Origin of the sequence: Allopusillimonas soli (assembly GCF_004153445.1) — a bacterium.
GTDB lineage: Bacteria > Pseudomonadota > Gammaproteobacteria > Burkholderiales > Burkholderiaceae_B > Allopusillimonas > Allopusillimonas soli.
In genome coordinates this window covers 587,781-600,832 of sequence record NZ_SDQC01000002.1, presented here as the reverse complement: position 1 = coordinate 600,832, position 13,052 = coordinate 587,781, and the positions used below count along the sequence as shown (strand labels likewise).

The 13,052-nt window shown below is 61.4% G+C and carries 12 protein-coding genes; 11 read left to right on the top strand and 1 reads right to left on the bottom strand.

Features of this window, described 5'->3' with window-relative positions:
- Nucleotides 1–9: 9 nt before the first annotated feature.
- Nucleotides 10–606: a recombination regulator RecX gene (gene recX / locus ERD78_RS08630; RefSeq protein ID WP_129968858.1), complete on the top strand. Its 597-nt coding sequence runs from the start codon at nucleotides 10–12 to the stop codon at nucleotides 604–606.
- On the opposite strand, the gene ERD78_RS08625 is transcribed toward recX, so the two are convergent.
- On the bottom strand, nucleotides 603–1,553 hold the full coding sequence (locus tag ERD78_RS08625) for a LysR family transcriptional regulator (protein ID WP_129968857.1): 951 nt from the start codon (nucleotides 1,551–1,553) through the stop codon (nucleotides 603–605). The genes recX and ERD78_RS08625 overlap by 4 nt on opposite strands.
- A 178-nt stretch (nucleotides 1,554–1,731) precedes the next feature.
- Here ERD78_RS08625 and metE point away from each other — a divergent pair, with 178 nt between their 5' ends.
- The 10 genes from metE to ERD78_RS08580 all read left to right on the top strand — a co-directional run bounded on the left by metE (nucleotide 1,732) and on the right by ERD78_RS08580 (nucleotide 13,046).
- The gene (gene metE, locus ERD78_RS08620; protein WP_129968856.1) at nucleotides 1,732–4,026 is read left to right on the top strand and encodes a 5-methyltetrahydropteroyltriglutamate--homocysteine S-methyltransferase; all 2,295 of its coding nucleotides are present in this window, start codon (nucleotides 1,732–1,734) and stop codon (nucleotides 4,024–4,026) included.
- Between the two features lie 29 nt (nucleotides 4,027–4,055).
- Nucleotides 4,056–4,631, top strand: coding sequence for a DUF2889 domain-containing protein (locus ERD78_RS08615; protein WP_129968855.1), 576 nt, complete (start codon nucleotides 4,056–4,058; stop codon nucleotides 4,629–4,631).
- Nucleotides 4,632–4,715: 84 nt separating this feature from the next.
- Complete coding sequence (gene sucC, locus ERD78_RS08610; protein WP_129968854.1) at nucleotides 4,716–5,876, top strand: ADP-forming succinate--CoA ligase subunit beta; 1,161 nt, start codon at nucleotides 4,716–4,718, stop codon at nucleotides 5,874–5,876.
- A gap of 20 nt (nucleotides 5,877–5,896) precedes the next feature.
- Entirely contained in the window at nucleotides 5,897–6,778 is an 882-nt protein-coding gene (sucD, locus tag ERD78_RS08605; RefSeq protein WP_129968853.1) for a succinate--CoA ligase subunit alpha, read from the top strand.
- Nucleotides 6,779–6,982: 204 nt separating this feature from the next.
- Entirely contained in the window at nucleotides 6,983–7,687 is a 705-nt protein-coding gene (locus tag ERD78_RS08600) for a YjbE family putative metal transport protein (RefSeq protein WP_129968852.1), read from the top strand.
- A 172-nt stretch (nucleotides 7,688–7,859) separates the two neighbouring features.
- Nucleotides 7,860–7,985 (top strand): hypothetical protein, encoded by a 126-nt coding sequence (locus tag ERD78_RS20115; RefSeq protein ID WP_257216505.1) that lies wholly within the window; start codon nucleotides 7,860–7,862, stop codon nucleotides 7,983–7,985.
- Between the two features lie 4 nt (nucleotides 7,986–7,989).
- Complete coding sequence (gene hemC / locus ERD78_RS08595) at nucleotides 7,990–8,970, top strand: hydroxymethylbilane synthase (RefSeq protein WP_129968851.1); 981 nt, start codon at nucleotides 7,990–7,992, stop codon at nucleotides 8,968–8,970.
- 14 nt (nucleotides 8,971–8,984) lie between these two features.
- Nucleotides 8,985–9,869, top strand: a complete 885-nt coding sequence (locus ERD78_RS08590; RefSeq protein WP_280634112.1) for a uroporphyrinogen-III synthase — start codon at nucleotides 8,985–8,987, stop codon at nucleotides 9,867–9,869.
- Between the two features lie 15 nt (nucleotides 9,870–9,884).
- Nucleotides 9,885–11,486: a uroporphyrinogen-III C-methyltransferase gene (locus ERD78_RS08585; RefSeq protein WP_129968849.1), complete on the top strand. Its 1,602-nt coding sequence runs from the start codon at nucleotides 9,885–9,887 to the stop codon at nucleotides 11,484–11,486.
- Between the two features lie 3 nt (nucleotides 11,487–11,489).
- Nucleotides 11,490–13,046, top strand: a complete 1,557-nt coding sequence (locus ERD78_RS08580; RefSeq protein WP_129968848.1) for a heme biosynthesis HemY N-terminal domain-containing protein — start codon at nucleotides 11,490–11,492, stop codon at nucleotides 13,044–13,046.
- The last annotated feature ends 6 nt before the right edge of the window (nucleotides 13,047–13,052 follow it).

The window sequence follows — 13,052 nt, the reverse complement described above, 5'->3', positions numbered from 1 at the left end:
TAAAAGGCCATGCCCAAAGACGACTTCGAAACCCTGGCGCCTGTCTCGAACAGGGCAGGGCGTGAGGTTGTCCATGAGCGGGAGAGTGCCAGGCCTGCGTCCTCCGCGCCCGATCCCACGGATAAGACCGCCGGGGCCGGACAGAAGTCATCTTCCCGGCGAGGCCTGTCTCTCAAGGCTCGGGCAATAGGCTATCTTTCGCGGCGTGAGCATTCCCGCCAGGAGTTGCGCCGCAAACTGGCACCGCACACCGACGATGCCGATGCGCTTGAGCAACTGCTGGACAGTCTCCAACGTGAAAACTGGCTTTCCGACGCACGCTTTGCCCAAAGCTTGGTTCACCGTCGAGCTGGCCGGCAGGGCGTGCGGCGCGTGGTCCAGGCGCTGCGTCAGCATGGCCTGGATGACGCCACCGTGTCGCAAATCGGCGAAGTGCTTCAGGCTACCGAGTTTGAGCGGGCGCAGGCTGTGTGGCAGAAAAAATTCGGTCAGCCGCCCACGAATACCAAAGAATATGCCCGACAATATCGCTTCCTGGGCTCACGAGGCTTTTCCGCGGAAGTTGCAAGACGCCTGTTGGGCGAAATTCCCTACGACAACGTTTAGGCTGCGGCATGCCTTGTGCCGCGGTGCGCACTCTTTGCCGACTTGATGCCCGACAATGTCTTGAAACAGGTTTCCCGTGCCTGGGAAATAAAAGCGCGCATATAGTCGGCCTGCATGTCTTCCGTCCGCAGTGCGGCATACAGCGTGCGCCATACGCCCTGTGTGCCCAGCTTGCAGGTTTTCATCCAGCCTTGCCCCAAATATTCAGTGAGCGCCCAGTTCGGCAAGGCGGCCACACCGCGCTGGCTGGCCACCAGTTGCATGATCATGGGTGTCAGCTCGGCTTTGCGTAAGGCAAGCGGCTCCACATCGGAAGGATCCAGAAAGGCGGTAAATACATCGAGGCGGTCTCGTTCGACGGGATACACGATGAGTACGCGTTCGGCCAATTGGGCGGGCTCGACATACGGCAGGGCGGCCAGCGGGTCGGTTGCTGCCACGGCCAGCACCAGCTCATAGCGAAACAGCGGCTCGTATTCCACGGCGTCCATGGGCTGGGGATCGGAGGTAATGACAACATCGAGATCCCCCCGAACAAGAGCGGGCAGTGGCGTGAAGGAGAAGGCGGCGCTCAGATCGAGTTCGACCTCGGGCCAGTCACGGCGGAAAATATCCAGTGCGGGCATCAGCCACTGAAAACAGGAGTGGCAGTCTATGGCCAGATGGAGGCGCCCGCTGCGTCCCGCCGCCAGCTTTTGTAGTTCGCGTTCCACAGCCCTGATGCGAGGCAGAATGTCGTCGGCGGCGGCGAGGACGCGCAAACCCGCGGTGGTGAGACGGGCAGGGCGCGTACGACGGTTGAGCAAGGGGGTCTTCAACCTGACTTCCAGGTCGCGCAGCTGATGCGATAGCGCGGACTGAGTGACGTGCAGGCGCTCGGCCGCTTCCTGGAGGCTGCCCCCGTCGCGTATGGCGGCCAGTGTTTCCAGATGGCGGATTTCTAGCATGGTATTGCCTTGCCCTCTAGTGATTGTCGGTCTAGATATCGGCGTGCCGCTACAAGGCATCCAACGAGTACAAATTGAATAATATTCATTATAAACATGCCGAGTTTGATTTTGTGTCAAGCAATTCTACAGGCAAAATGTATTTTTGCGCACATTTCTCAACTTACGGTTTATTAAAATGACAATCACTCATAATTTAGGTTTTCCGCGTATCGGCGTGCAACGCGAGCTGAAACGCGCAGTGGAAGCCTATTGGGCTGGCAATCTTGATCAGGCTGCGCTCGAAGAGCAGGGTAAGGCCCTCAGGGTGCGCCACTGGCAAATCCAGGCGCAGTCTGGCGTACGTTATGTGCCAGTCGGCGATTTTGCATGGTACGACCATATCCTGGCGTGGTCCACATTGCTTGGCGCCGTACCGGCTCGCTTCGGGCAGCCGGAAGACGAGCCCGTGAGTCTGGATACTTTGTTCCGCATGGGGCGTGGCAGGGCGCCTACAGGCACACCGGCTGCTGCGTGCGAAATGACCAAATGGTTCGATACCAACTATCACTATATCGTTCCCGAATTGGTGCCGAAGCAGCACTTTCGCATCGCCCGCAGTGACCTTTTCGATCAGGTCGCCGAGGCGCAACATGCCGGCCATGAAGTCAAGCCGGTCATTCCGGGCCCTTTGACCTGGCTGTGGCTGGGCAAAGGCGACGCTTTTGCCCAAGGGGCGGCTGACGAGGCCAAGCTGAGCCTGCTTGAACAATTGCTGCCTGTGTACCAGGAGGTGCTGCACAGGCTGGCTGCCCAGGGCGTGGAATGGGTGCAGATCGACGAGCCCATTCTGGTTCTGGACCTGCCCGAGGCCTGGCGGGAGGCGTTTCGCAAGGCCTATGCGGCACTTTGCCAGCGTGGGCCGGCGGTGATGTTGGCCACGTATTTTGGCGGCCTGGGCGACAACATCGATGTACTAAAAGATCTTCCCGTGCAGGGCGTTCATGTCGATCTGGTGCGCGCACCCGAACAATTGGACGCCGTGGCGGCTGCGCTCAAGCCGGACCAAATTCTTTCGCTGGGTGTCATCGACGGGCGCAATATCTGGCGGGCCGATCTGGATGTCCTGAGTGAGCGCATCGAGCCTCTGCGGAAGGCGCGGGGCGATGCACTGTGGCTGGCGCCTTCCTGCTCGCTGCTGCATGTGCCTGTTGATCTGGAGGCCGAGACGGCCCTGGATCAGGAACTGCGCAGCTGGCTGTCGTTTGCCACCCAGAAGCTGGATGAACTGAGCCTGTTGGCGGCAGCGGTCGACCAGCGCCGCGAGCCCGGCATCATCGAGGCCCTGGCGGCGCAGCGCGAGGCCCTGCGCACCCGGCGCAACTCCACACGTATTCACAATGCCGCGGTTCAACGCCGCATGCAGGCAATTGATACGCTCAGCCGCGAGCGGTCGCCTTTTGCGGCACGCATTGCGCTGCAGCAAAAGCGTCTGGGGCTGCCCAGTTATCCGACCACCACCATCGGATCATTCCCGCAGACTGCCGAGATCCGCAAGACGCGCCGGGACTGGAAGCAAGGAGCGCTCAGCGATGCCGCCTACGAGAAGGCGATGCAGAGCGAAATCGAGCAGGTGATTCGCTTTCAGGAAAAAATCGGGCTGGATGTTCTAGTGCACGGTGAGCCTGAACGCAACGACATGGTCGAATACTTCGGCGAACTGCTCGGCGGATTTGCCTTTACCCAAAATGGATGGGTGCAAAGCTACGGCTCGCGCTGCGTCAAGCCGCCTGTGATTTTTGGCGATGTGGCCAGGCCTGCACCCATGACGGTGGCGTGGTCGTCGTATGCACAATCCCTTACCGAGCGGCCTGTAAAGGGCATGCTGACGGGGCCAGTCACCATTCTGCAGTGGTCTTTCGTGCGCGATGATCAGCCGCGTTCGGCCACCTGCCGCCAATTGGCCCTCGCTCTGCGCGATGAGGTCAATGACCTGGAGGCTGCGGGCATTGCTGTCATTCAGATCGATGAACCCGCCTTCCGCGAAGGGCTGCCTTTGCGCAAGTCGGACTGGCAACCCTATCTGGACTGGGCGGTCGATTGCTTCCGCCTCTCCACCAGCGGCGTGCGGGATGATACGCAGATTCACACCCATATGTGCTACTCGGAATTCAACGACATCATCAAGGCGATTGCCGCCATGGATGCCGACGTGATCACCATCGAGACTTCGCGCTCCAACATGGAGCTTCTGGATGCGTTCGAACAGTTCCGATATCCAAACGATATCGGGCCTGGGGTATACGATATTCATTCTCCGAATATTCCGGCCCTGGACTGGATGGTTGGCTTGATGAAGAAGGCAGCGGCCCGGCTGCCCGCGGAGCGTCTGTGGGTCAATCCAGATTGCGGCCTCAAGACGCGCGGCTGGCCGGAAACAGAAGCGGCGCTATCGGCCATGGTCAAGGCGGCCCAGACACTGCGCTATACTTAAGTGTTTATCGTCTCTCCCATGTTGTGTAAATGCCGTTGCCACCTCCCGAATATGCGCGCGAGCCGCTGCACACACGTTCCATACGTGTGAATTCGTTCGCCCGGGAGGACGGCTGCTGGGATCTCGAAGCCGAGCTCATCGACACCAAGGCCTACGATTTTCCCAAGCGTGCCGGCGCGATGCAACGCGCCGGCGACCCCGTCCATCACATGCATCTTCGCGTCACGATCGATGAGCGCTTCACGATCGTCGATGCCCTTGCCGCTTACGATGCTGCGCCTTACGAGCAGCATTGCATGGCCATCGCGCCCGACTACAAGGCGCTGATAGGCATGAATCTGCTGCGCAACTTCCGGCACACAGTCAAGGCCCGCTTTGCCCGCACCGCCGGCTGTACGCACCTCACCGAACTTTCCTATGTCCTGCCCACCGTGGCCGTCCAGACCATGGCCAACCGCCGGCGTCAGGCTCGCGACATGGGCATGGACAAAAGCAAGCCGTTTCAGCTTGAGGGCTGTCATGCCTTGCGTCTGGATGGCGAGGTTGTGCGCGAGTTCTATCCGCAGTGGCACAAGCCGTCAGTGGTGCTGGGCAAATGCGAATGAGTGCTGGCTTCATGCATGGCGATACGGCGCGTTGCGTGCGCCTGCGTTCTTTCTTTACTTATCCTACGTTCTGACAGGTAACAAATGAAAATTCACGAATATCAAGGCAAGGAACTGCTGAAGAAGTTTGGCGTTACCGTGCCCCGCGGCATTCCTGCTTTTTCCGTAGACGAGGCCGTTGCGGCCGCGGAAAAGCTCGGCGGCCCGGTCTGGGTTGTCAAGGCCCAGATCCACGCGGGCGGGCGCGGCAAGGGCGGTGGTGTGAAGCTGGCACGCTCCATCGATGAGGTGCGTCAACTCGCCTCGGAAATTCTGGGCATGCAACTGGTCACCCATCAGACCGGGCCGGAAGGCCAGAAAGTCGGGAGGCTGCTTATCGAGGAAGGCGCCGACATCAAGAAGGAATACTACGTAGGCATCGTCACTGACCGTGCATCCCAGCGTGTGTGCGTCATGGCCTCGAACGAAGGCGGCATGGAAATAGAAGAGGTTGCCGAGCATTCTCCCGAGAAAATTCTGAAGGTGTTCGTCGATCCCAAGGCTGGCCTGACCGATGCCGATGCTGAAAAGCTCGCGCGCGGCATCGGCGTGCCCGACGCATCTGTCGCCAAGGCGGCGGCCGAATTCCAGAAGCTCTACCAGGCATACTGGGAAACGGACGCTTCCCTGGCGGAAATCAATCCGCTCATCCTGACCGGCTCGGGCGATATTATTGCGCTGGACGCCAAGTTCAACTTCGATTCGAACGCCCTGTATCGTCATTCCGACATTGTCGAGTACCGTGATCTGTCGGAAGAAGATCCGGCGGAAATCGAGGCCAGCAAATTCGGTCTTGCCTATATCCAGCTCGACGGCAACATAGGCTGCCTGGTCAATGGCGCGGGCCTGGCCATGGCCACCATGGACACCATCAAGCTGTTTGGCGGCGAGCCCGCCAACTTTCTCGACGTAGGCGGCGGCGCCAGCGCCGAGAAGGTGACTGAAGCCTTCAAGATCATGCTTGCCAACAAGGGCGTCAAGGCCATTCTTGTCAATATCTTTGGTGGCATCATGCGCTGCGACGTCATCGCAGAGGGTGTCATTGCAGCATGCAAGGCGGTCAACCTTACGGTCCCGCTGGTTGTGCGCATGAAAGGCACCAACGAAGAACTGGGCAAGAAGCTGCTGGCTGAATCGGGTCTTCCCATCATCAGCGCCGACACCATGGCCGAAGCCGCGACCAAAGTCGTGGCCGCCGCGAAATAAGAATTCAGAGGATCCGTTAAATGTCGATTCTGATCAACAAAGACACGAAAGTCATCACGCAGGGAATCACCGGCAAGACCGGCCAGTTCCACACCCATATGTGCCGCGAGTACGCCAACGGCAAGAACGCGTTCGTCGCCGGCGTGCATCCCAAGAAGGCGGGCGAGAATTTCGAGGGCGTGCCTATCTACGCCACGGTGAAAGACGCCAAGGAGGCCACCGGCGCCACGGTGTCGGTCATTTACGTGCCGCCTGCCGGCGCAGCGGGCGCCATCTGGGAAGCGGTGGAAGCTGACCTGGATCTGGTCATCTGCATCACCGAAGGCATTCCTGTGCGCGACATGCTCGAGGTTCGCAATCGCATGCGCGACCAGAACCGCAAGACGCTGCTGCTCGGGCCCAACTGCCCGGGCCTGATTACGCCCGATGAACTCAAGATCGGCATCATGCCGGGCCATATATCCAGGAAAGGCCGCATTGGCGTGGTGAGCCGTTCGGGTACACTTACCTATGAAGCCGTTGCCCAGCTTACGGAGCTTGGCCTTGGGCAGTCCACGGCGGTGGGCATTGGTGGCGATCCCATCAATGGCTTGAAGCACATCGATGTGCTGCAAATGTTCAACGACGATCCTGATACCGATGCCGTTGTCATGATCGGTGAGATCGGCGGCCCTGACGAAGTCAATGCCGCGCGCTGGGCCAAGGACAACATGAGCAAGCCCATCGTAGGGTTCATCGCAGGCGTTACCGCGCCTCCGGGAAAACGCATGGGCCATGCCGGCGCGCTTATCTCTGGTGGCGCCGATACGGCCGATGCCAAGCTCGAGATCATGGAAGAATGCGGAATACGCACCACGCGTGATCCATCCGAAATGGGTCGCCTGCTCAAATCGGTGCTTTGACAACCGGCTAGCACCGCGGGCTGTGAACAGCACAAGACGCTAAACAGGCGTTGATGCTGGGACGGTTCGAGCAAGGGGCCATGTGCAGGCTGTGCGGGCAGCCGGGCATGGCCCTCGTTCGTTTTTTGGCGCTGCGGGGATGCAGCGTCGTCGCGCTCTTTGCTTGTCTGTCATGAAGGGGGATCTTCATACGGGACATGAAACATGGATGTCGGTACGACACATTTTTGGTTGGCTCTGCTGGAAATCATCTGGGTCAATATATTGCTATCCGGCGACAATGCCGTCGTCATCGCGCTGGCTGCGCGTACGCTGCCAGCCAAGCAGCAGCGCACCGCGATTGCGCTGGGCTCCACTGGCGCCATTGTGCTGCGCATCATCCTTACGATTGTTGCGGCCAAGCTGCTGCTTCTACCGTGGCTCAAGCTTATCGGCGGCCTGCTCCTGCTGTATATCGGCATCAGCCTGCTGCTGCCCGAGAAAGAGGACGACGGTCCGGCGAAGGAATACAACAGCCTCTGGAGCGCCATACGCACCATATTGCTCGCCGATCTGGTCATGAGCCTGGACAACGTCGTGGCCGTGGCGGCCGCCGCGCACGGCAATCTTGTGCTACTTATCTTCGGTCTTGCCATCAGCATTCCGTTGGTTATCTTCGGCAGCACGCTGCTGCTCAAGGTCATTGAGCGCCTGCCTATCATTGTGTGGCTGGGTGGGGCGCTGCTTGGCTATATCGCGGGAGAAATGCTGGTGAGCGATCCGGCGCTGGTGGATACGGTCGCGGCGATGTCGCAGTCTTTCCACACCAGTGTGCATCATTTGGCGATCGCGGTGGGCGTCATAGGTGCATTGATCGTGCTTGCAGCCGGCAAGCTCGCGCGAACCCGGGCCCGGACCGCCAACGCCTGACGCGCACTCCGACGGCCAAGGGGCGGTATCATCCGCCTCTGGTCCCGGTGGGTGCCGCCCCAGAGACGGGTGCGGGTGGGATTTGCACGTCGAAGCTGCCGTGCACCCTTCAGCCTTCTCCTGCACTACAATACGGTGTTTGTATGGTCTGGTCCCTTAGGGGAAAATCCGCATGAGTCTCTTCAAATCGTCCGCCGGCAAGAAGCCCTACGAATCCGGGCTGTCCCTGCTCCAGGGGCTGGGCATACTGGCGGTCATCGGCATTGTTGCCGCCGTCATTGTCAATTATTTTGTCTGAACCCATGACCGAAGTGCCAAAACGCTTGGTCATCGCTACCCGTGCCAGTCGTCTGGCGCTCTGGCAGGCTGAGCACGTGCGCGACGCGCTGCGTGCCCATTATCCATCCTGCGACATCAGTCTGCTCACGCTGACAACCCGTGGCGACCAGATTCTCGATCGCAGCCTGTCCAAGGTCGGCGGCAAGGGGCTTTTCGTCAAAGAGCTTGAAAATGCGCTGCTGGACGGGCGTGCCGATCTGGCTGTTCACTCGCTCAAGGATGTGCCCATGGAGCTGGCGCCATCTTTTGCGCTGCCCGTCATCCTGAAGCGCGATGATCCGCGTGATGCCTTCGTGTCCAATGACTACGGCAGTCTGCACGACCTGCCTGATGGCGCTGTCGTCGGCACGTCCAGCCTGCGCCGCGAGGCACAGATCAGGGCGCGCCATCCGTCGCTCGTCGTCAAGCCCCTGCGCGGCAATCTGGACACCCGGCTTGGAAAGCTCGACCGGGGCGATTACGCGGCCATCATTCTTGCTGCGGCAGGACTGCGTCGCCTGGGACTGCAGGACCGCATCCGCGCCTATCTGTCGCCCGACGAAAGCCTGCCCGCAGCCGGGCAGGGCGCCCTGGGCATAGAAATATTGGCTAGCCGCGGCGATCTGGCGCGGCAGCTTGCAGTGCTGGCAGACCCGGCTGCCACAGCATGCGCCCACGCCGAACGTGCCGTATCGCGCGTGCTGGGCGGTTCATGCCAAGTACCACTCGCCGCGTATGCCGAACTAGAGGGCGGCATCGTTTCCATTCGGGCGCGTGTCGCCGAGCCTGATGGCTCCAGGATGCTGCATGCCCAGGCCAGCGGCGAGGCGGAGCGGGCCCAGGCTGTAGGTGAACAGGCCGCGCAATCACTGCTCGAGCAGGGCGCCGGCGCCATCCTGACACGGCTGGTGGATGTGTCCGATATGTCCTCCGACACCGCGCCCGGTGCGCGATCCGCATTCTGACGGGCGGTTGGCGGGTGCAGGCCCCTGGCGTTTACCCTTTCGTTGTCTTGACGCGTCCAAAGGACAAGAATGCCGTCTTGGCGCAGCGCTTGCGGCAGGCAGGCATGAGTGTGCTCGAATTGCCCGCGCTCAAACTGGTAGACTGCGAAGCGGGCCCCGCTTCGCAGTATGCACCCGTACGCTATGACCTCGTCGTCCTGGTCAGCGGCTATGCTTGCCGGCGCTATTTGCAGTGGCAGCTCGGGCTCGACTATCCGCGCACCGATGCGCAGGCGACCTCCCGGCAGGCCTCCGCCACGGCATCGCCAGCGCGCGCGGCATGGCCGCCAGATACGCTGGCAGCCACAGTCGGGCAGGCGAGCGCCCGAATACTGTACGATAGCGCCGTGGTACCTGGCTCCGCCATCATCCATCCCGCCGCAGACCAGAGTGCGGATTCCGAACATCTCTGGCAACAGCTTTTGCCTCGCATGGACCGGATACGCCGTGTCTTGATTGTCCGCGGCGAATCGGGTCGAGAGTGGCTGGCGGACAGGCTGGAGCAGGCCGGTGCCAGCGTGGACAAGCTGGCATTGTATCGGCGCGAAGCCGCGCGCTGGTCGGCCGAAGAGGGCGTAATGCTGCACCAGGCCATGAGCGCGCCGCAGCCTTGCGTGGTTCTGCTGACCAGTCGCGAAGGAGTGGATGCTGCGCTGGCAAACGGGCGCAGGCTTGCTCTCGATGGACTGTGGGCCAGCGCGCGCTTTGTAGTTGTGCATGAGCGCATTGCAGATTATCTTCAATCACGGTTGCCACCTTCTGGCAAGGCGGCCTTACCAATGGTAAAAATAAGTCAACCCGGCGATGATGCCCTTTTCGAGTCAATCCTCGAGATGGCATCATGTCAAGCAAGCTCCTAGGATTACAATCGCGCCATGACTGATAAAAACGAGCCCAAGCACGCCTCCACGGCGAACAGCGCCCCGGATTCGGCCCGGCCCGAAGTTCCGGTTGCCTCCACGCCGCCAGCGAAAGAAAGCGGCGCCACGCCTTCGGCCAAGAATACGCCCGCCGGCAGCGGTGCCGCGTCGCCCGCTTCGGCTGGCAGCACGGCCAAGCCAGCGCCCACGGCTGCAACCGCAAAAGCAGGGGGTGAAGGCGCACGCAAGCCCCGCGGCAAGCTGCCAGTGATTGCACTGGTGCTGTTGTTTATTGTCGTGGTTCTGGCGGCTGCGCTCTGGCATCAGCAACGGCAGTTTGCGACGGTGGCGACAGGCTTGCAGAGCCAGGCGAATAACAGCGCCAGCACGGCGGAGCGCGCTGCAGGCAAGGCGCAGGAAGCCCTCGCGCTGGCTCAAAGGCAATCGGCCGAAATTGCGCAGCTGCAAATGGCGCTGCGCGATGCGCATGAACAGCAGCAGGATCTGCAGCAGGCTTTTCAGATGCTCACGGACAGCGGTTCCGAGCTGGTACTGCTCAACGATATCGATCACCTGCTCACGATCGCTCAACAGCAGCTGCAATTGGGCGGCAATGTCGCCAACGCCATTATTTCCCTGGAAACCGCGCAGGCGCAGTTGGCGCGTGCCAACCGTCCGGATCTGGCTTCTTTGCAGCAAACTATCAATGGCGATCTCGATCGCCTGCGGGCCGCCTCGACCATCGACGTCGCCATGCTGTCTCAACGGCTCGACGAACTGGGCAACCTCGTCAGCCAGGCACCTTTGCTGGTGCCTGACGACGCAGCGCCCAAGCCAGTCGAAGGTGCGCGTGAACCTGCGGCGAATGCGCCGACGGACTATGCAAGCGACCCCAACCCTGATGCCGATGCACCCTGGTGGCAACGTTCCCTGCATGTGGCCGGTGCTTGGGCTTCGGATGCCTGGCAGGCGCTGGGCCAGGATCTTGGCCAGTTCATCACGGTTCGCAAGGTCGACGATGCCGCCGCGCTGCTCATGTCTCCCGACCAGGCAACGCGATTTCGCGAGAACCTGCGTCTGCGCGTCATGACAGCGCAACTGGCCCTGATGATGCATCAGCCTGGCATCTGGGATTCGGAAACCGATGCCCTTGTACAAGCCATCGAAAAGCGCTACGACGGCAACTCCGGCCAGACGCGGCAGGCCTTGAAGCTTGCCCGACAGTTTGCGGATACCGCCATCGACACGCCTTTGCCAACGGTGGACAACAGCCTGCAAGCGCTGGCCGCCTTGCGTGCCGAAAAAGCCAGCGAGGAGCAAGGGGATGCTAACGATGTGCAGAGGGACCAGGCACCTCCGCCGGCGCCCGATGAGTCATCGTCGACGGGGCAGGATGATACGCACGGCGACGACGCACAGGATGCATCTTCGACGGACACGTCGCCCGAGGGCGAGCCCGCGGAAGGGGGGCAGGCAGGCGCCGGTCCGGTGCCGTCCGGACAAGAGCGCGCCTCTGAAAAGGCACCGCAGACGAATGCGGATGGCGCGCATTCCGATGGGACGGGGGCTGGCCGCCTAGTCGGCGCCAGCCTACCTGTCATGATGCAGCAAGGATAGCCCATGAAAGCCTGGTTCTGGACCATCGTTGTCTTCATCGCCGCCGTTGCGCTGGCCCTGGTGCTGCGCGAACACAGCGGCAATGTGCTCATCATCGCGCAGCCTTGGCGCATAGAGCTGTCCCTGACGCTTGCTGTATTGCTCCTCGTTGCGTCCTTCGTCATTCTGTACGTATTGCTGCGGATCCTTGCATGGATAGGCGGCGGGCCTGAACGCTTTCGTTCGTGGCGTGCGCTGCGCGCCGAGAAGCGCGACCACGACCTGCTCGAGAGCGGATGGATCAAGGTACTGGAAGGCCGCTACACCGATGCGGACAAAGACCTCACCAAACTGTTGGGCCGCACCCGTTCAAGCAGCCGCAAGGTGCTTGCCGGCTTGGCATCGGCTCGCGCTTGTCATCATCAGGGCGAGTTTGCGCGCCGCGACGAGGCCCTGGCGCTTGCGTCGGCCAATGCCCGCAATAACCCCAAACTGCGGGAGGCGACGGCCACTGTGGCGGCTGAAATGTATCTCGATCAGAATCGGCCCCAGCAGGCGCTCGAGCTCCTAAAGCCTCTGCAGGACGCCAGCTCGCGCCATTTGCAGTCGGCTCGCCTGCTGCTGCGTGCCTATCGTCAGTTGCATAACCACGACCGCATATACGAGCTTACGCGCCTGCTGGCGCGCCGCGACGCTATTGAGAAATCCGAGGCGCGCCAGCTTATCGAAATATCCGCGGCGGCGCGCCTCGAAGCCGGTGGCATCGATCAATTCAAGACGCTTTGGGGCGATCTGAAATCCGATGAACGCACCATGCCCGACATTGCACTTGCCGGGGCGGCCGTGCAGAAAGCTGCTGGCCACAACGAAGAGGCAGGCCGCATACTCGAGGCGGCGCTCAATGCCAGACTGGAGCCGCGTTTGCTGAGCGCATATGCGCAATGTCCACCGGATCAGGTGGCCCGCCGTCTGAGCAAGGCCGAGGGCTGGCTCAAGTCGCATCCAGATGATGCCGCGCTGCTGGCAGCGCTCGGTAAGCTATGTCTTACTGGCGAGCTGTGGGGGCAGGGCGAACACTACCTGTTGCGCAGCATGAAACTGCGTAGCGATCTGCGCATTCACGCGTTGCTAGGTAGCCTCTACGACCGCCTGGGCCGCACTGGCGATGCCATGAAACACTGGCGGCTTGCTGCGGGCGTGGTCGGCACGCTGCCCATCTTGCCCATTGATCGCTCGCTGCCGGCTGCCGATATGCGGGCCGATCCCATGCTCGTCGATGCGGGCCGCGTCCAGACTCCGGCGGTCGAGCAGCATGCACAAGCGCCGCTGGCGGCCAGCGCGGCGGATTTCGTCGAGGAAGACTACGAGCCCTTGCCTGCGCGCCCCGGCCGCGATGCGCCCGTTGAGTCTGAATACGCGCGCAATGCGGGTTCGCCGTCTGCCGCATCAGCGGGATCGGGCAACGTCGCGACGTCGGCCGACAACTCGGGGCTGGATGAGTATTTCGATAGTGCCCCCATACCTGGCGTCGATCTTTCAGAAGCGCCCGACCGCGCCGGTCGTAGTTCCGGCAGAAACTGATTTTTA